Raw genomic sequence first — 17,522 nt, 5'->3', positions numbered from 1 at the left:
CTATTTCGTAAGTAATAGAGGAATGTCTCAGAACACCGAAAAGATTGAAAAGGATATCAATTCATCTTCGGCAAATCGACTTTTAGTAATCTGTGTTGATAGAGACAATGATGTCGGGGAAAAAACAGGAATTGCAACTCCAGTCATAGGAAGGGATTCTTGTATTGAAGCTGCACAAAGATTAGCCCTTGAAGATCCAGAAGATGCTGACTCTAATGCAATATTTTCTGCAATAAAGACATATGAAGATTTGATTAGCAAGGGCTATCAAGTCGAAGTCATTACAGTAGCTGGCACAAAGAACAGAGGATTTCATGCAGATGAAAAAATTGCAATAGAAGTAAGAAAGGCATTAGGAAAGTTTTCAGCTAACGGTGCAGTAATTGTTTCTGATGGCGAAGATGATGAAAGCGTCATACCAATCATCCAAAATGTTGTACCAGTAATATCAGTGCAAAGAGTAGTAATGAAAGTAAGCAGAAGTGTAGAGTATTCTTACGCAGTGTTTGGCAAGTATCTCAAAATGATTGCATATGATTCTAAATATTCAAAATTCTTTTTGGGAGTTCCAGGAGTTTTATTATTAATTGGAGGCATTGGAACCATCCTAGGTTTAACTGCAGAGATCTTTGCAGTGTTAGTTAGCATTCTTGGTGGAGCATTTATGATCAGAGCATTTGATGTTGATAGGGCTGTAGCAAATTGGGCAAAGCCTACACCGGCGGGATTTATCAGAATCTTCACAATGGTTACTGGAATTATTATTATCATATCGTCTGTTCCATCAGGAATTAATGCAGTAGATCCCACGTTGTTGAATTTAGAAGCAGATATTGTTAATCAGATATTCAACAAAGTCTTAATTGCAGAGTTTGTATCAGGTGCGCTTCCAATTCTTTGGGTAGGAATTGCAACAATATTTGTAGGAATTTTACTTAGCAATTGGTTGAGTGCAGTGCCTAGACAAATTAGCGACATACTACGATTGGTTGTCCTTGGCTCACTTTACCCAACAGTAGGACAATTCACTTTGGTAATTACAAATGATGAGAGTGCATTTAGTTTGATTCCACCATTACTTGGAGGAATGGCAATAACTTTGATTTCAGCTACAATTCTCTTCAAAAAATATCGAAAGCATAAAAATCAAGAAATGCTCTCAGGCTGATATTATCAAACCTGAATTAAAGAAAAACACTGATATCATTATCCTAGTAAAAACAAACTAGGTGAAGCAAGATTAACGGAATAAAGGATGTAGCATTTCATGTTTCCGGGCTTTACCGAATATACTCTAAGAAACTAGAAAAAGAGATTCGAAATGGCGACATCCCAAACCATGTGGCCTTGATTCTAGACGGAAATAGACGATGGGCAAAAAGAAACCTGAATTTGCCTAAGAGTGGGCATTGGAAGGGGGCGGATGCAGTTGAGAATTTACTTGATTGGTGTGAGGAATTTGATATCAAAATCATCACTCTATATGCACTGTCTGCAGAAAATTTGCAAAGAGAGGATGAAGAACTAGAATATCTTTATGATCTGATAAAAAACAGGCTAGAGAAGCTCTACCGGGATCCTAGGATTCACAAAAATAAGATGAGAGTGATAGGGATGGGAAGAATTGAGCTTCTTCCAGAGTCAATCAAAGAAGTCTTACAGAGATTAGATGATGCTACCAAAAATTATGATAATCATTTTTTGAACATAGCAATTGCATATGGAGGACAAGATGAGCTAGTAGATGCAATCAAAAAGATAGGAACGAAAATCAAGGATGGAAAGATAAAGCTTGAAGATATTGATAAAAATGAGATAGAGTCAAATCTTTACACATCACATTTACCTCAATCATCACCAGACATGATACTGCGTACATCAGGTGAAAAAAGACTCAGTGGGTTTTTGCTATGGCAGAGTGCATATAGTGAACTTGTCTTTATGGATGTTTTTTGGCCAGAATTTAGAAAGATTGATCTTATGAGAGCAATTCGTATGTATCAGAAAAGAAAAAGAAGGATTGGAAAGTAAGAAAGGATATGGTATTAGAAGAGACATCTGCAGGAGCAGTCATTTTTAGAAAGACAGAGAATGGAAATTCGTATTTGCTCTTACATTATCCATCAGGGCATTGGGATTTTGTCAAAGGCAAGATGGAATCAGGTGAAACACCTCGTGAGACTGCAATTAGAGAGGCAAAAGAAGAGACAGGAATATCTGATTTGCTTTTTATGGATGGTTTTGAAGAAACCATAGAATATAATTTTCAACATGAAGGAACTCCCATTCACAAAAAAGTTTTGTTTTATCTTGCAGAATCAAAGACAGAAGATATCACGATTTCTCATGAACATCAAGACTTTGTTTGGCTGAAATTTAATGAAGCAATACAAAAAACAACATATCAAAATGCAAAGACCATACTAACAAAGGCTAATGAACTAATTTCAAGATTGAATTGATAGTTTTTTTGTGGTATCAAGTGGATTCTTTGCGTTTAGAATTGTTCTTCCCACTATGAGAAAATCAGAACCAGCGTTGATGACCTCACTAGCCTGACCACCCTGAGTACCAACGCCTGGAGAGTAAATGTCTAGCTTGTTTTTTGCTTGGCTTTTACAGTATTTTATTACATCAGGGTATGTAGCCCCAACAATTATCCCATCTGCTTTTTGATTTAGAGCCCACTCTAAGAAGATTTGATAAACTTTCTTTTTTTCTTGCTTTACATCAAGCTCATAAGCATACTTGGCAGATGGTGCACTCATATGGCATAAAGTTATGACACCATGATTAGTTTTATGAGAATTAGAAATTAATTGCTTTAAACTGTCAATACCCATTATTGGATTAGCAATCACAGCATCAAATCCCAAATCCCATAATCTTTGAGTAGTAACCAAATTTGTATTTCCAATATCGTTTAACTTGATATCAGCAATCACTTCTAGACCGTAACTGTGAGCGGTTTTGGTAATCTTATTGATCTCTTTTTTGCCAAGAGGAAGAAGCAGATGAAAGTTGAGTTTTATTGCACAAAGATATTTGTGTAGAGTTGTGATATTTTTAAGAGTCTTTGATTCTAATGCATTTGTTTCTGTGTCATAATCGTTAGCAAGAATGATCCTGCCACTTTCCTTTGATTTTGAACGAATTCTAGTTTTGAAGCTGGTCATAATCGACCAAGGGATGCGTATCTTTTAATCTTATAATTTTGATGTAAGAGTATCCGTGTTCGTCTGGATTTTCAACAAGAGAAGGATCTGTTCCATTATTTGTTGAGAACTTCAAAAATGGCTTTAGTGGTTCTTCGTCTAGGGCAACATGACAGAAATAAGATGCGCCCTCTTCGTTAAAATTCATAAAAACACCTAGGAGGAATTTTCCGTCTTTTGGGAACGAAAATAACGGAAATGGAGCATCCTCAAACCCATAGCTGAGTTTTGCCAGACTTGCTAGATCCTCTAATTCAATTGGATGGTATTTGTCATCAGTGCCATTTCCAGCCTTGAGATTAGATGGGAGTGAGCGAATTCTAACAATTGGAGAATAAAGACGAGTAGCATCAGTCGTGGAGTTAGACAAGATTGATTCTTCCTTGCCTCCTCTAAATCCATAGCTAAGATAATGATCAAAACTTTCAATCGGAGTATAGTAGATGATGGGTTTTTCCTTTAGCAAGTCCATTTGAACAGACAAGACGTCTTTTCCATCGTGCTTGTGAAGAAATGAAACTCGTGGTGCACGCTCTAGTGCACAAACTAGTCGTGAAAATTCAAGAGGCGATGCAACTTGAATGTATCTTGGTAATCTGTCCACAATTTTTTTGCATATTATACCAAATTAAACTTAACCAAAAATTTTGAGGCTAGATTATTTTCTTCTATCAATTATATCATTAATTGCAGGTCCAGTTCCAATTAGAGTTACTGGTACTTTGAGTTTATCCTCTATGTTTTTTATAAAAGATTTAGCCTCGCTTGAAAGTTCGTCGTAATTTGTTTTACCTGCGCACTCTGTAAAGCGTACATCTAGTTTTGTAATAGCAATTTGGGTTGCGCTGTTAAGCATGATTGCACGCTTGGCAAGTTCAAAATCAAATTCCGCAGCACGCCTAGGCCTACCAGTAACAGTACCAAATTCAGCCCAACCTTTTTCTGTAGTATCGGCAGAATTCAATTCATTAGATAACGGCCCCGTTCCAACTCTAGTCACATATGACTTGAAAACAACAATTACTTCATCTACATTTTTTGGGCCTAGTCCAATATCTGCGCAAATTCCTGATGCAGTAACATCCTTTGAGGTCACAAATGGATAGGTTCCGTGCCACAAGGAAAGAAATGTTCCCTGGGTACCCTCAACTAATACATTTTCATTCTTTTCAATGGCGGAATTCACTACTTGAGGTACGTCATCAATGTATGATGAAAGTGAATCAATGTCTTTTGCTAGCTTTAGTGTTCTCATTGCTCTTGATGCATTTGCCGGTCCAGTGCCAGAACCAGTACTGCCAATTTTTTCTTTTAATTCACCTTTTGAATCTTGATTAAGATGGGACTGCTCGATAATTCCACAGTGTTTGTCAAGAAATGCACGACCTGATGCATCAAAATCAGTAATCTCTTTTAGAAACACATCGGGATTAATTACAACGCCAGGTCCAATCATCACTTTGGCATTTTTATTTAGGAATCCACTTGGAAGCATTCTAACTTTGTAAACTTTGTCTCCATCTTTGATGGTATGTCCAGCATTTGGTCCAGCGCCACCGCGAACAACAACTGTGGGATTATCCTTTACCGCAAGATAGGAAATGATTTTACCTTTTCCTTCATCACCAAAAAAACCACCTACAACAACTGTGGATGTCATATTCGTGAACAGTTTTTTGGTTTATTTAAGCTAAAGTGCCGTAACATGATTAATAACTAAACCAAGTCAATGGATCATATTGGCTGAACCAAATTATGCAGGAAATATTATTGTGAATCTAGCTAGCCTACCAGATTTTTTGCGAAAGCCGATCTTAAAAAAAAGATTAAACGAGTTTTTTTCATTATCAGATGAAGAGAGAATTGAGATCATCAATAATGCATTACAGGCAGGACCCACAATTCCATTTCCAAATTTTTCAAAATTGTTTAAAACTTGGCTAGAATCCTTGGCCTCAATGTCTGAAGAGCAGAGAGATATCTTGTTTTCAGCTTATGTAAATGAGATTATCAAATCCCCACAGAAATTGATTGTTTTTAATCTTGATGGGATTTTAGAGATTTTTCTGTCACTGAGGCAGGATGAGAAGAACATCATCTCAAAAACTATTCAGAATATCTTTTCAAGGTTAGAACCCCAGCAGAAAAATAAAATGCGAATAATAATTCCAGATTCAGCAAAGGCAAGCCTAGGAATCTAGGGATTTGGCTTGTCAGGTTTTCTATTGTCTTCATTAGAAAAGTCCACTACATCTCCCTCTGGAGTAAGGACTCCTGCAAAGATTTTTTCATGTTTTTTTAGCAGTTTTCTGTGATCTGGCATCGACATATCCAGTCTCATCTCATTCATTACCATAATTCTATACTCTTTCCACTCTGTCCAGCATTTGTTGCAACAAGGGTATTTTTCGGCAACGGGATCGAGTTGTTCTGAATCAGGAATTTGGTTTTTACATTTAGTGCAGGTTTTTGTCATATCATGTACAATTCTTGAACTCTTTTTATCTTTTTTTGGCCTAAACCAATAATAAATAACCAAAGACAAGAGATGCATGAAGATAAAGTGTCCCAAGTGCAAAAAGGATGCTGAGCTTGCCCCAGACTTTTCATTTGTCAAATGCGATGGATGTGGTCTTGATATGAGTTATGGTGAATATGTCAAATATGTGGCTCACAATGATGCCACATATACAGACATTTTAGGTGATTACGCAGGAAGTACAGAAGGTGAATCTTCAGGAACTTTGGATGAATGGGATTAACAAACAAGTGAAATGATTCATCAGATTAAAATAATTAATTTCAAAAGGAGTAACTAACCATTGGAATTCCTATTAGAAAACATTCTAAATTTGATTGGATTTATTGTTGGATTAGCAATTGGCATAATGTCCTATATCGGTTTTAGAAATACTGGCAGCCCCACACTATTTAGACTAACATTAGCGTTTTTTTCTATTAGTATCGGTTTCTTTGTAATTTGGACTGGTTACATGGTAGAAGATTTTGTAATAAAATCAGGACAGATAGAACGATGGGTGCAAACATTAGGAATTGGAATTCAAACAGTCGGTTATTTTTTTATTGCATTCTCACACAGCATAAAATCATTTTTGCCAAAGTCTCGATACCTTAGGTCTGTTGGAGTTTTTCCACTGTTTACGTTATCCATTATCCACATAGAACATATTTTCCGTGCCATATCATTTATTCTTCTAGTGTATGGTTCGATTGAGACAATGCTTTCATATTTTGAAAGCAAAAAGAAAGGCGCAGTTTTTGTTGCGACAGGTCTTGCTTTATTAGCATTAGGTGAATTTCTTGGGTGGTACTCGTTTGTATTCCCAGAGTCTATCTTGTATTATTTGTCAATTGCAATAAAGATTGCAGGTTTGATTTCATTGTTCATTCCGGTAAGTAAAGTTCCCATGATGAAAATCAAATTTGATAAGGAAATAGAAGAAGACTAGATTTTGTTAATTTAGCCTCAAATTTTTGAATTGTCAAATTCTTTTATCTTTTTAGTATATTGCTAAATATCCTATTACTCTCATAGGAAAATTTCCAAGCCATATTGGAAAGAATTGGCCGAATACAGGACCCACATGAAGATTATAGGGGACATACTGTCCACAACCCGAGATGATCTTCAGGACGATGATGGAGCATCTGTAACATATCTAATCAGAAAAGCCAACATTTCACATGTTAGAATTTCACGAATTTTAAGCACTTTGGTTTCACAGGGATTATTAGAACAAGTAAACTCACAAGGTGCCTGCAAATATAGAATCAGCTCATCCGGAAGAGAATTCCTGCAGGCATATCAGACATTCAGTAGATTTGCTGAAGATTTTGGTTTGACTATTTAGTTTTCAAAATCATCAAATTCATCTAGGTCATCATCAAATTCGTCTTCAAAGTCATTGTCTTCAAATGGCGCACTCATGGCAACAAACCAAAAAAGCAATCACCTAATAAGGATTATAGAATTATAGTTTCATAATACAGATCAAGAGTTAGCAATTTTGTGGTTAATTAAAAACTAGATAGCAATAATTCCATTCTCAATTAAAAATTTTATACTGTTAAGAAAATCTTTTTCCTCAATTAATCCATCACCCCACCATTTTGCAGTATTTTTTATCCAGTGAGGAATTTCTTTAGTCGAAGAATTTTGTGAAGGTATGGCATCAACAAGAATAATTTTTTCAGAAATCATGTATTCAATACCTGTAAAAAAATCAGAGTCACTAATCAAGCCTGATGACCACCATTTGGCATTGTTTTTGATCCAGCTAGGAACTTTCACAAAGACCTCTTCTGGATATCCCAGCACATCGTAAATGCTTTGATCTGGAAATTGTTGAATGAACCACTCTTGGAATTTTGGCTCATTGGAGTACCTGTCTAGATAATATTTTGGAGGTTTTGTTTGGTCAGGAAAATTATCAACATGTGTGGATTTGTACCCAATTACCTCCTCTACGGATAAGCTTGGAAATGTTTTATCAAACCAATCATTGAATTGTGGCTCGGTGTAATATCGATCAAAGTAATACTGGGGAGATTTTTCTATATTTGGAAAATCTGAAATCAAAAGTTTAGGATTTTTTATTGGGTTAGGAGATGTCTGTTTTTTTTCATCGGATTTAACTGAAGGGACAGATATTATTTGACTCTCTTTGTTACTGTAAAATTGAATTTTCTTTTCTAGTGATTTTTCTCCATAAAATATCGTAACGGTATACAGACCATCCATCTGCCATTTTGGGCCCTGTGCAAGATAGGTCCTAGAGAAGGTACCATCAGATTTAGGAACAAATTGGTCTATTGCTACAATGTCAGTATTCTTTGGATTCATTATTCGCAAACCAACAAATTCGCCATTTACTACTGGAGAAACAGAACCATATACAGATACAGAATCTCCATAATAGTACTGTTTTTCATTGGTGTTTATACTAGATGCAAATACTGATGGAATTGTGATACCAAGTGATAAAATTATCAATATTGGAAGCAATAATTTTACCAAATTGGTTCAACCCACTAAATTCGTTTTATTGGTAATCCCAAACTTGTAGGCGACTCAGCTATTGGTGTAATCGAAATTGTAGAGGGTTTTTTTGCAAAAAGTACTACCCAGTAAGTATCACAAGTATCCTTAATTGAGATTTTACTTGCAGTGCCTACGAACTTTTCCTTATCGCTAGTCATAATGAAATTTGGTTTTGAGGATTCTCCCTTATTACATGATGAAAACTTTACGTTAAATTTTTCTTCACCTATCTTTAGTGTAGATATGATTTTTGTAGAAATTTTTATTTGTGTAGATGTAGGTTGGGTAGTTTTCTTTAGTTTATCAAATTGATTATCAATCTTTGATTTTCCTGTAAAATGCCAATTTTTATCCTTGTAAAGTTTGATGCAGTCATTTAGAAAATTTTTGTGGGAGTATTTTTTCTTAAATTCAACTTCTCCTAATTCTTTATACTTGAAGTAAAGATTCTCACATTGTTTTTTTGTGCTTGAAGAGATCTCTTTTTCCGCAAACGCATCGCCAATAAATACGCCTGTAATCATCAAAGAAAATACCGCAGTCATGCAGGTAATTGCTGAAAAGTGCCCCTTCATAAAACGCAGAAATGAAATTGATATAATAGATTAATTTTGATTTTGTGGCCTGCCTTTTTTATTTTGAATATTATATGTAAACAGACCTGCATGCTTGAAGGTCTTTTCATTATGTGTCTCCATTACAAAACATACAGATTCATGAAACTGCTCTAATGTTTTGTTTCCACATATTCTACAGATATACTGAATAGCACTTCTACATTTTCCACAAAATGCATATTCTAAGAGCATTCCGCCGCATGTTCTACATGATTCATCAGGCATATTGAAAGCAATTTGTTCTGATATATTGGCAAGTACATTCACATGTGGTATGCCTAAAAAAATTTTTGATTATCCCTGAGATAGATATCTATACAGTTTTGACTTGAGTTCGAGGATTTGGACTCGGTAGTCTCCAATCTTCTCAGAAATTTCAATGAATTTCTCATTAAAGTTTGCAGGTCGTGATGGATCATGTGTGAGTGTTTTCAATGCACTCTTTTCATCCTGAATCTTCTTTTCCAAGTCAGTGATCTGCTTTTCAAGATCTGATACTATAGTAGATTTTTCTGCAGTCTCACCAGATGTGACTGTGATAGAGTCAGCTGTTGTTGCCATAATCTTTGTTCCGCTTAGTTGGCATGAATTAGGTGCAATTTTATCTGCTAGCTGGACTGCCTTTGATTCAACATCAGATGCAATAATAACTATTGGAACTCGCAAGCCAGAGCTTCCTGAGCATATCTCAAATGCGACATCAAAGACATCTTTTTGTTGAATTCCAGGAGTTGCAGCTAGTTTGTTAACTACAATTCCTTCCAATGGGGTTCCGGCAATGGATTTTTTAATATCCAAAGTTTTTGGTTCAAATTTTGGAATTACATTTAATGAGAATAGATATCTGTTTAATTCATTTCGTGCTTGGTTCAAGTCAGATCTTAGCTGAACGATTTGAGCAATATTTTCACTTTCTGATTGTAATGCTTCTGCACTTTGGCCCGAATCTTTTAATCTACTGCTAAGACCATTACGTACTTTTTCCAGTTCTGCCTTTAATGTGTTTACTCTTTCTTCAAGTGCTGCTAATTTTTTTGTTAGTCCACCTTTGTTAAGCAATTCTAATGTGATGGTGTCAGGGTTTGCAGCTCTTATTTGAACAACTGATGTTTGACATGATTCAGATGGGACCAGACCAACAAGTTTTACACTTTTTGATTCAGAATCAGATTCTACTGCAATTTCTGGAGCCAAGATTGTAGTCTTTTGAGTACAAATATCAAATGCTACATTGTATGCTGCGATATTTACTTTGTTAGAGAGTTTTCCAGAGCTTCCAGGAACTACTACAGTTACTAGTTTAGTAATAGTACCAATTGGTTTTGCATCATGATAATTCTTTGCCTCATCAATCATTGCCTGTGAAGCAGTGATTGTTACAATTCCGTTTGCTGCAAGTTTTTCTGCAGTGTTTGGTTTTAGACAAATTGGAGTGTTGTTACTTTTCTTAATTGCGTTTACATAGCCTTCCTTACAGATGACTTTGTCTGCTGAGATTCCGTATTCTAGTTGATCCCTTGGGGCAGTTACATCTGCAAAGACAGTTCCTTGACTCGTAATAGCAGTAGTAAGTAAAATGCTAACGAGAATTCCAACAATTATCTTTTTCAATATTAATAACCAACTTTTGTAGTATATAACGTGTTCATAGAAATCATTTGATTTTTAGACTCACTTTGATATTGCGAACATACAATATTTCACGTGCCAACATATGTGCTCTTTTTTGGTTACCTGTCTTCATGCAGTAAACAATTCCCCAAAACAATCTAGACTCTATTAGGCGTAATTTTTGTGTAAATTCTTCAATCTGTGGTTGATTTACTAGATTTTTTACGATGTATCTTTGTTCCATGTGTGTGATACCACTAGTTTTTATTTGTGGATAGTTCCTACATTGTGGTATGCCTTCACCCGCAGAACAAGGAGCAATTTATGGAAATCTTCATTCCTACAAAATGTTCACACGCCCAACTGCCCAAAGGCTATTTGGAAGTTATTCTTTTAGAAAAAAATCAGGACCAAAACATCATGAGAATATACAAAAGATGCTAGAAATTCTTGCATCAAATGGAACTCTAACTACTTGGGGGATGGCAAAGACTCATCTTGCAGATTCAAAAAGTATTCGCAGTCAAGAAAAAGAATACAGACGTTTGTTAATGGGAAGAATGGCTCGTGGAAAACATACTTCGGGTTTACTTGATGTAGGATTAGTTGTTAAAGATGGAAAGAGTATGCTCAAGGTTCCAGCTGATCAATATAGATTGTCACTGCATGGAATTCTGTATTCTATTGATGTGTTAGATCTTAGTAATAAACAAGCAGACACCATGGCTGCAAAGTATGCACATGTTCTTCCAATGGTTTTTGGAAAATGGGGTTTTCTAAAAAAGATCATTGGTGATGAAGTATATAGACTAAAGATTCTTGCAGGTGGTTTGTTTATGGATAATATTCAGATTGCAAACATTACAAACTTTCCGGTCTATGAATTAATGACATATCTTAATGTAAAGTATCAAAATAATTTTGAGCAAATTAATGAAGAAGATTTGGCAGATCAAATCTCATTTTGGTTTTACACAACTCTATTGGTTCCCTCACGTCTTGGAAGTGCAAAAAAACAAACATCACTTGCATTAAATCAATGGAAGAAAATTTTCAAAGATGATCCAGAATTAAAGACTTGGTATTACGGATTTGTAGATGACGCCATTGCGTTTTATTCAAAGAGATTTAAGACTATTAAGAAATTAGATTCACTCTAGGCGTGTTTGTTAACAAGTTCCTCAAGTGTATCAAATGAGTATGGTTTTGATAATGTGGTTATCAAAGACATGCTCTTTGCCTTTAGATGCTTTTTTTCATCAACTGAATAAGCAGTTATCAAAATAACACGTGCCTCTGAATCAAATTTCTTTATCTTAAAGAAGGCGTCAAAACCATCCATCTGAGGCATTTTAACGTCCATGACTACTAAATTTGGCTTTAATTCCTTGTATTTCTCTACTGCATCGATACCATTTTCCGCAGTCACGACATCAAAGCCCATATTCTTGATCATAAAGGCAGTATTCTCTAACAGATCTGCATCATCATCTACAAGCAAAATTGTCTTTTTAGAGGACATATCTCAAAATTGAGTCAAACCATTATGATAAACTTTCGATTAAATCATTCCTTTTTTTGAATAGGGATTTTTACTGAAAATGCAGTGGGGTTATTTTTAACAGATATTGAACCTCCGTGCTGTTCAACAATGTTTTTGCAGCTGGATAGGCCTAGTCCTGTTCCTTTTTCTTTAGTAGTTATCAAGGGTTCAAAAATTCGATCGATTATCTTTTCTTGGACTCCGGGTCCAGAATCTTGAAATTCAATTGTCTTAAAGGAATCATCAGATCTTATCGCAATATTGATTGTACCAGTATTCTTTCCAATGGCTTGAATAGCATTGAGAATTAAATTTGTAAATACAATCTCCATTTTTTTTGCATCACAAATTATTTGATCATCTTTTGTTGGTAGTGTTAGCGATACATTAGATGGAATCTCAAGTGTTTCTAATGCAGAATCAATTAACGACTTGATGGATATGGACGTCATATTTATCGGCGTAGTCCGTACATAATTCAAAACGCCTTCAATCTGATGAGACATCCTTGCAATTGCACGATCCATTCTTCCAATAACTTTGTCTAATTCCGGATCTTTTTCAGTCCTTGATCGTTTAAGAATTTCCGCAGAGCTACGTACTGTTGCAAGAGGATTTTTTAGATCATGTGCTACGTTTGCAGCCAATTCTCCAATTGCTGTAAACCTCTCATTTTTTACTTGTGCATTTGCTTCTGCTAATTTCTTTTCTGTCTCAATTAATTTTTGAAGAGATTCAGACATTTGATTAAAAGAATCACCAATTATTTGGAGCTCAGTTACATTGCTACGTTTTGCTCGAACATCAAAATTACCTTGTGAGATGGACTTCGCCATATTGGTGAGATTTTTCAGTGGTTTTGTAACTAATTGAGATATTCCAAAGCCAATCAATACTGATGCAATCATTCCAATCACAGAGATTAATAGGATAGAATTTCTCAAATCTACGAATTCATCCACAAACGAAGAGCGTTGTTGATCCACTACAACAACCCAATCAAATCCTTCAAAGGATTTGTAGCCTGTAGATTTTGCATAGGAGATTAATCTTAAATCTTCATTACTTTCACCAAGTTCAAAATTACCAATGTCTTTACCTTGTGAAATTAAATCAAAATAAGAAACAGGTTGAGCATTTTCAAATTTTTGAATACCATCCATGTAAATGACTCGTCCAGCATCATCCAAAAGAATGACATTACGAGTAGGCAATTTTAATAGTTCAACTTCATCTACAAATGAATCCAATAAATCATCAATTGTTACCACTACCCTCATTACCCCAAGAAAATTTTTATCAGAATCCTCTACTCGAAATGCATATGTCATCATATAATTTCCTAAATCTTCACGAAATTTCAGATTATCATGATATACTCCTTTATCTTTTGCTATAGACCACCAGTCTTCGTCATTTTTTCTATCATCAGATAGTTCAGAATTAAGTGCAACATTTGCACCATAGGAGTTGGTAATCGATATTTCTTGTAGGACATTAAAATCATATTCGTCTTTGTAAAGTTCTTTTGTGCGGTTTAGCTCTTTTGTGAGTTCCCTATCGATTACTTCTGACATGAACGGAGTTAAGGTGCTATTTGTAATTTCAGAATCATTTAGTTGAGGATTTGCAGCTTTGATTTCTTCAAGATGTTTGAATTTATCATTTGATGCGATTAGCGCCACTTGAATCTCGTTAATTGTAGTCAGTTCTTGTAAAGCAGAAATTCTTTTTTCAATCTGTTGATCTAAATCTTGCATGATATTAAATGCAAATGCCTCATTTCTTGATGATAGTAATTGCTTCATCTCTTCAATGCTAATATCAAATGTTATGATTCCGTACACGGCAAATACTAAGAACATTACAAACATCCCACCAATTACTACATAGGAAATTTTCAATATAGTTCAGCCAACTTGAAATGAATTTGAATTTAAAGATCACTATAAGAAAAGGCAGGCCACAAAACTCTGGTTAATGACAAATATCATTTTGGGATTTACGATTCATGAAGCAAGTTGATGGGCTATCTCCTGTAATTTCAGAAATGCATGATTCTAGTCAGTCACTAGTAGATTTCCCCCGCGTAGAAAATCATTCGCTCAATTATGAGAGAAGCACTCTTGCTCGAAGCATCCTGTTTGCATGTGAGGATTGTGACGGTCCAATGGTTCCTATCTCTCATTGTATTATTTGTAAAAAAACAAGTCATAGAAGATGTGTCAAATGTGCTTCCAAAATACGTCTAGACATTCACAAATCATGTGAGTGCTTAGCTCTTCTTGGTAGTCTCCATGCAAGCAGGAAAAAAATTAGAGGCGAGGATACATCATGAAAAAAATTCTTGCAATTGTGGTCGTATCCTTGATTGGAGCTGGATTATTTTCATATATTCCAGTTAGTCATGCCGAATACAAAGGACAGTCTTACGATGCCGCAGACGAAAAATACATTATAAAAAAGATAGAACAATACAAAGGAAAGAAGGATTACTATACATATTTTGTAAAAGTTTGTGCAACCGATAGACCCTTGGCAATAGCAGAAGTTGTCTTAAAGTCAGATACAGAAACATTCCATACTGGAAACAAATCAATGATTTCAAAGGGCCAATGTACGACATATGGTGCTGTAATGAAAGCAAAGAATCCAAACTCATTAGGTGCAGATTTGATTCAGGTTCATGAGGCATTAGAGATGATAAAGAATTACAAATTCAGTAAGAATCCAAACAAAAGTATTGAACAAGATATTAACAGACTACACTGGAAGATTGGCTTTATGCCAATTTACAAATAAAGATTAGATAAAAAATTATTCTGTAATTACTACAAACGAAGGTCTCCAAGCTAGAGGATCTTTTGTTATCTTGTATGCCTTTTCAAACCATTCTAGAGCCTGATTATAGTCTTTCATCTCTTGTAATGCATTTGCTTTGTTAACTATGGCACCAAGTTTTCCAGGATTTATCTCAAGTGCTTGATCATAGTAGCTAATGGCCTCTGGATATTTTTCCTGCTCATATAGAACAATGCCCTTGTTAACGAGTGCTGCATACAGTGTCTCTTGCCTAACTATATTGGAATTATCAATTACCCTATCAAAATAAGACATTGCTTCTGTTTGATTTCCATATATTGATAATGCAATTCCAGCGTTCACAACTGCTCGATAATCAACAGACTTGTTTTTTTCACCAATTTTTATTGCCTGATCAAAGAGTTGCTTTGCACCATCAAGATCACCTGAACTTGCCTTTGCAATCCCTTTATCCACCATTGCCCTAACATTATCTGGATTTCTTTTTAGAGCCTCATCAAAGTAAATAATTGCATCCTCATGGTCACCATACTTTAATTCCTCGATTCCTTTTTCTACAATTTTTTCAAATGAATCATAGCTTGATAGATTAGGTGTCTCGTTTTGAGATCTATCATCAGAGGGATTAATGATTATGAATTTGTTTTCTATCAAGTACTCTATAGCTTTGAGAAATTCTTTTTCAGTGATTAATCCATCCCCAAACCATTTAGCAGTATTTTTCACCCAAGTCGGAACTTGTTGTGCAGACACATCTTGAGTTAAGACAATTGGCGATAGTAACAAAGACATACCAAAAATAATTGCAATTACTTTAGGATTCACTGTAATCACTAGGGAATAATTTCTTATTAAAGATACACTATATGTTAAGAAAATTTGAAAGTTATTTGTCAGGATTGAGCATAAAGCCGATGATTCAATAATGGAAAGGCGATTCAAAATGGTGGTAATCAAGAGACTTTGAATCTAATAGTTAGCTGCCCAAGACATTTTGAAACTGAAACCATACAGGAGATCAAAGGCATACTTGAAGAGGTAGGGGATGAAAATCCCAAAGTTACAATAACAAACATTTCTGGACTCCTAGCGGTTGAAACATCTGTTGAGCCTTTGGATGTCACCAAAAGAATTCGTGAAAAGATAGAAGATGAACCATGGTCAATCAGATACATTCTAAGAGTTATTCCGATTCAAGTTTCAATTGAGACCACACCTGAAGGAATTGTAGAGGAAACACTAAAGCTTGCAAAAAAAATCAAAGAAGATCAAACCTATAGAATCACCATAGAGAAACGAAATTCCAATATCTCAAAATCAGAATTGATTTCAAAAATAGCAGACGGAATTTCAAGAAAAGTTTCACTGGAACAATATGATTGGATAGTTTTGGTAGAAATTTTAGGCAATAAAACAGGACTTTCGGTTTTAGCAGGTAAGGATATTCTCAGTATAGAAATTGCAAAACGTGAGTTATCCGAATAGAACTGCAGCCTTTTCTAGCAAGATGTCCTCCAACGGAGTTTGAGAATCTACTGCATCTAGATGTTTTTTAGAAATTTTAAATTCTTTTTTTAGAAATGACTCTGCATTAATTTTTGATTTACTCAAAAAGGGCTCTAATTCTTTGTAAAGTTTATCTTGCATGGGTTTTGAACCAATTGAAATTACTGTGAAGGGGTCAGAATTAATTCCAGCTTTTGATATGGCATCAGAAATTTGATTAGTACAAGCAAATCGCATCAGAATATCTGTCTCTATTTTGTTTGATAAAAGTGAGTTATTTTTCTTAGAATCTAATGAAAGCATGATAATTTTTTTTGCATGATTTGAATTGAGGATAAATTTTGAGGATATAGCCTGAATAATTAATTTAGAATATTTTTTTCGAAGTGTATCTAAAAATGACTCATCAAGGCCATGTTTTGATTTTATGTGTATTAATTCTACTTGGCTACGTCCAATTTTTAATTTGATTCTGGAAGATCCACCATGAATAACAGGTATAATACTCACTATATCGTCCTTAGAGATTTTTGTTGCCCGTCCCTCCAACGCAGAAGAATCAACACCATTTACTGCAATGAGAATATTTTTTGTATCAAGATCAGGAGTGTTGTTTGGTTTGCTTTTTAAAAGATTGGAAAGTAACTCATCAATTGTCAAGTTTTCAACATCAAGTTCAATTTGTTCAGTTGAAAAGGATTTTTTTGCCCCACCAAGAAGTTTTACAGTTACCATCAAGAATCATGAATATTGGTTAAAAATTAACCTTACAATATTGAAAGAATGGAAATTATTCTTCAGTCTCTGAGGTTTATGGTTCCTCAGTATCGGCTTCAATTGTTTCCGAAACAGAATCAGATTCTTCAGTTGCCTCAATCTCCTCACTTTGAGATTCAAGTTCTGCTGATTGTTTTGCTCGCTCTTCTTTTAGTTGCTGATCTCTAATTTCGTGTTTGAGAAGTTTTGTGATGTATCCAGCAATCTCATTTTTTAGTCCTTTAGAACGGATAATTGAGATTTTATCTAAGGTTTTTTTGTTATCACCAAAGTCTACACCAAATTGTGATTTGTGTTCCTCTAGTATTTCCATAGATAATCGCTTAATTCTATCCACGAATCAAAATATCAGAGAGGGTATTTTATAC

Annotated in this window: 24 protein-coding genes; 10 read left to right on the top strand and 14 right to left on the bottom strand. The window is 34.9% G+C overall.

Annotated elements, in window-relative coordinates:
* Positions 1-22: 22 nt before the first annotated feature.
* The 3 genes from C6988_RS01615 to C6988_RS01605 all read left to right on the top strand — a co-directional run bounded on the left by C6988_RS01615 (position 23) and on the right by C6988_RS01605 (position 2,462).
* Positions 23-1,168, top strand: coding sequence for a DUF373 family protein (locus tag C6988_RS01615; RefSeq protein ID WP_182132905.1), 1,146 nt, complete (start codon positions 23-25; stop codon positions 1,166-1,168).
* A gap of 119 nt (positions 1,169-1,287) precedes the next feature.
* The gene (gene uppS, locus C6988_RS01610; RefSeq protein ID WP_342752360.1) at positions 1,288-2,031 is read left to right on the top strand and encodes a polyprenyl diphosphate synthase; all 744 of its coding nucleotides are present in this window, start codon (positions 1,288-1,290) and stop codon (positions 2,029-2,031) included.
* Positions 2,032-2,039: 8 nt separating this feature from the next.
* Entirely contained in the window at positions 2,040-2,462 is a 423-nt protein-coding gene (locus C6988_RS01605; protein ID WP_182132903.1) for a bis(5'-nucleosyl)-tetraphosphatase, read from the top strand.
* Here C6988_RS01605 and C6988_RS01600 read toward each other — a convergent pair.
* Genes C6988_RS01600 through C6988_RS01590 form a run of 3 tightly spaced genes read right to left on the bottom strand, consistent with a single transcriptional unit; the run spans position 2,448 to position 4,875 of the window.
* A complete protein-coding gene (locus C6988_RS01600; RefSeq protein ID WP_182132901.1) occupies positions 2,448-3,176 on the bottom strand; it encodes an orotidine 5'-phosphate decarboxylase / HUMPS family protein in 729 nt (242 codons plus the stop codon). The two genes, C6988_RS01605 and C6988_RS01600, sit on opposite strands and share 15 nt — an antisense overlap.
* Positions 3,157-3,819: a hypothetical protein gene (locus C6988_RS01595; RefSeq protein ID WP_255464130.1), complete on the bottom strand. Its 663-nt coding sequence runs from the start codon at positions 3,817-3,819 to the stop codon at positions 3,157-3,159. The genes C6988_RS01600 and C6988_RS01595 overlap by 20 nt, the downstream gene beginning before the upstream one ends.
* 54 nt (positions 3,820-3,873) lie before the next feature.
* A complete protein-coding gene (locus tag C6988_RS01590) occupies positions 3,874-4,875 on the bottom strand; it encodes an adenylosuccinate synthetase (protein WP_182132899.1) in 1,002 nt (333 codons plus the stop codon).
* A 79-nt stretch (positions 4,876-4,954) separates the two neighbouring features.
* Here C6988_RS01590 and C6988_RS01585 point away from each other — a divergent pair, with 79 nt between their 5' ends.
* On the top strand, positions 4,955-5,416 hold the full coding sequence (locus tag C6988_RS01585; RefSeq protein WP_182132897.1) for a hypothetical protein: 462 nt from the start codon (positions 4,955-4,957) through the stop codon (positions 5,414-5,416).
* Here C6988_RS01585 and C6988_RS01580 read toward each other — a convergent pair.
* Positions 5,413-5,691 carry a Fe(2+)-trafficking protein gene (locus tag C6988_RS01580; protein ID WP_182132895.1) on the bottom strand — a complete coding sequence of 93 codons (279 nt, stop codon included), beginning with the start codon at positions 5,689-5,691 and terminating at the stop codon, positions 5,413-5,415. The genes C6988_RS01585 and C6988_RS01580 overlap by 4 nt on opposite strands.
* A gap of 76 nt (positions 5,692-5,767) precedes the next feature.
* On the opposite strand from C6988_RS01580, the gene C6988_RS01575 reads away from it, so the two are divergent.
* From C6988_RS01575 to C6988_RS01565, 3 genes are all read left to right on the top strand, one after another.
* Positions 5,768-5,977 (top strand): zinc ribbon domain-containing protein, encoded by a 210-nt coding sequence (locus C6988_RS01575; RefSeq protein WP_182132893.1) that lies wholly within the window; start codon positions 5,768-5,770, stop codon positions 5,975-5,977.
* A gap of 60 nt (positions 5,978-6,037) precedes the next feature.
* Positions 6,038-6,685, top strand: a complete 648-nt coding sequence (locus tag C6988_RS01570; RefSeq protein WP_182132891.1) for a hypothetical protein — start codon at positions 6,038-6,040, stop codon at positions 6,683-6,685.
* A gap of 114 nt (positions 6,686-6,799) precedes the next feature.
* Positions 6,800-7,087 (top strand): winged helix-turn-helix domain-containing protein, encoded by a 288-nt coding sequence (locus C6988_RS01565; protein ID WP_182132889.1) that lies wholly within the window; start codon positions 6,800-6,802, stop codon positions 7,085-7,087.
* A gap of 173 nt (positions 7,088-7,260) precedes the next feature.
* On the opposite strand, the gene C6988_RS01560 is transcribed toward C6988_RS01565, so the two are convergent.
* The 5 genes from C6988_RS01560 to C6988_RS01540 form a co-directional block, all read right to left on the bottom strand.
* Positions 7,261-8,253, bottom strand: coding sequence for a hypothetical protein (locus tag C6988_RS01560; RefSeq protein ID WP_182132887.1), 993 nt, complete (start codon positions 8,251-8,253; stop codon positions 7,261-7,263).
* A gap of 14 nt (positions 8,254-8,267) precedes the next feature.
* The gene (locus C6988_RS01555; protein WP_182132885.1) at positions 8,268-8,822 is read right to left on the bottom strand and encodes a hypothetical protein; all 555 of its coding nucleotides are present in this window, start codon (positions 8,820-8,822) and stop codon (positions 8,268-8,270) included.
* 60 nt (positions 8,823-8,882) lie between these two features.
* A complete protein-coding gene (locus C6988_RS01550; protein ID WP_182132883.1) occupies positions 8,883-9,119 on the bottom strand; it encodes a hypothetical protein in 237 nt (78 codons plus the stop codon).
* Positions 9,120-9,188: 69 nt separating this feature from the next.
* Positions 9,189-10,505, bottom strand: coding sequence for a hypothetical protein (locus C6988_RS01545; RefSeq protein WP_182132881.1), 1,317 nt, complete (start codon positions 10,503-10,505; stop codon positions 9,189-9,191).
* A gap of 43 nt (positions 10,506-10,548) precedes the next feature.
* Complete coding sequence (locus C6988_RS01540; RefSeq protein WP_182132879.1) at positions 10,549-10,749, bottom strand: hypothetical protein; 201 nt, start codon at positions 10,747-10,749, stop codon at positions 10,549-10,551.
* 49 nt (positions 10,750-10,798) lie between these two features.
* Here C6988_RS01540 and C6988_RS01535 point away from each other — a divergent pair, with 49 nt between their 5' ends.
* The gene (locus C6988_RS01535) at positions 10,799-11,665 is read left to right on the top strand and encodes a hypothetical protein (RefSeq protein ID WP_182132877.1); all 867 of its coding nucleotides are present in this window, start codon (positions 10,799-10,801) and stop codon (positions 11,663-11,665) included.
* Here the strand turns inward: C6988_RS01535 and C6988_RS01530 are convergent.
* Complete coding sequence (locus C6988_RS01530) at positions 11,662-12,027, bottom strand: response regulator (protein ID WP_182132875.1); 366 nt, start codon at positions 12,025-12,027, stop codon at positions 11,662-11,664. The genes C6988_RS01535 and C6988_RS01530 overlap by 4 nt on opposite strands.
* A 44-nt stretch (positions 12,028-12,071) precedes the next feature.
* Positions 12,072-13,952 (bottom strand): sensor histidine kinase, encoded by a 1,881-nt coding sequence (locus tag C6988_RS01525; RefSeq protein WP_255464128.1) that lies wholly within the window; start codon positions 13,950-13,952, stop codon positions 12,072-12,074.
* Positions 13,953-14,382: 430 nt separating this feature from the next.
* Between C6988_RS01525 and C6988_RS01520 the strand changes: the two genes are divergently transcribed.
* On the top strand, positions 14,383-14,850 hold the full coding sequence (locus C6988_RS01520) for a hypothetical protein (protein ID WP_182132873.1): 468 nt from the start codon (positions 14,383-14,385) through the stop codon (positions 14,848-14,850).
* A 15-nt stretch (positions 14,851-14,865) separates the two neighbouring features.
* Here C6988_RS01520 and C6988_RS01515 read toward each other — a convergent pair whose 3' ends face one another.
* Positions 14,866-15,696 carry a tetratricopeptide repeat protein gene (locus C6988_RS01515; protein WP_182132871.1) on the bottom strand — a complete coding sequence of 277 codons (831 nt, stop codon included), beginning with the start codon at positions 15,694-15,696 and terminating at the stop codon, positions 14,866-14,868.
* A gap of 138 nt (positions 15,697-15,834) precedes the next feature.
* On the opposite strand from C6988_RS01515, the gene C6988_RS01510 reads away from it, so the two are divergent.
* Positions 15,835-16,356, top strand: a complete 522-nt coding sequence (locus tag C6988_RS01510) for a THUMP domain-containing protein (RefSeq protein WP_182132870.1) — start codon at positions 15,835-15,837, stop codon at positions 16,354-16,356.
* On the opposite strand, the gene cgi121 is transcribed toward C6988_RS01510, so the two are convergent.
* Both cgi121 and C6988_RS01500 read right to left on the bottom strand, forming a co-directional pair.
* On the bottom strand, positions 16,345-17,112 hold the full coding sequence (gene cgi121 / locus C6988_RS01505) for a KEOPS complex subunit Cgi121 (RefSeq protein WP_182132869.1): 768 nt from the start codon (positions 17,110-17,112) through the stop codon (positions 16,345-16,347). The genes C6988_RS01510 and cgi121 overlap by 12 nt on opposite strands.
* Positions 17,113-17,188: 76 nt before the next feature.
* Positions 17,189-17,491, bottom strand: coding sequence for a hypothetical protein (locus C6988_RS01500; protein WP_182132868.1), 303 nt, complete (start codon positions 17,489-17,491; stop codon positions 17,189-17,191).
* Positions 17,492-17,522: the final 31 nt, after the last annotated feature.

This window comes from Nitrosopumilus sp. b1, from assembly GCF_014078545.1.
GTDB lineage: Archaea > Thermoproteota > Nitrososphaeria > Nitrososphaerales > Nitrosopumilaceae > PXYB01.
Note: the sequence above shows the minus strand (reverse complement) of the source record. Positions and strands in the feature narration are given on the sequence as shown.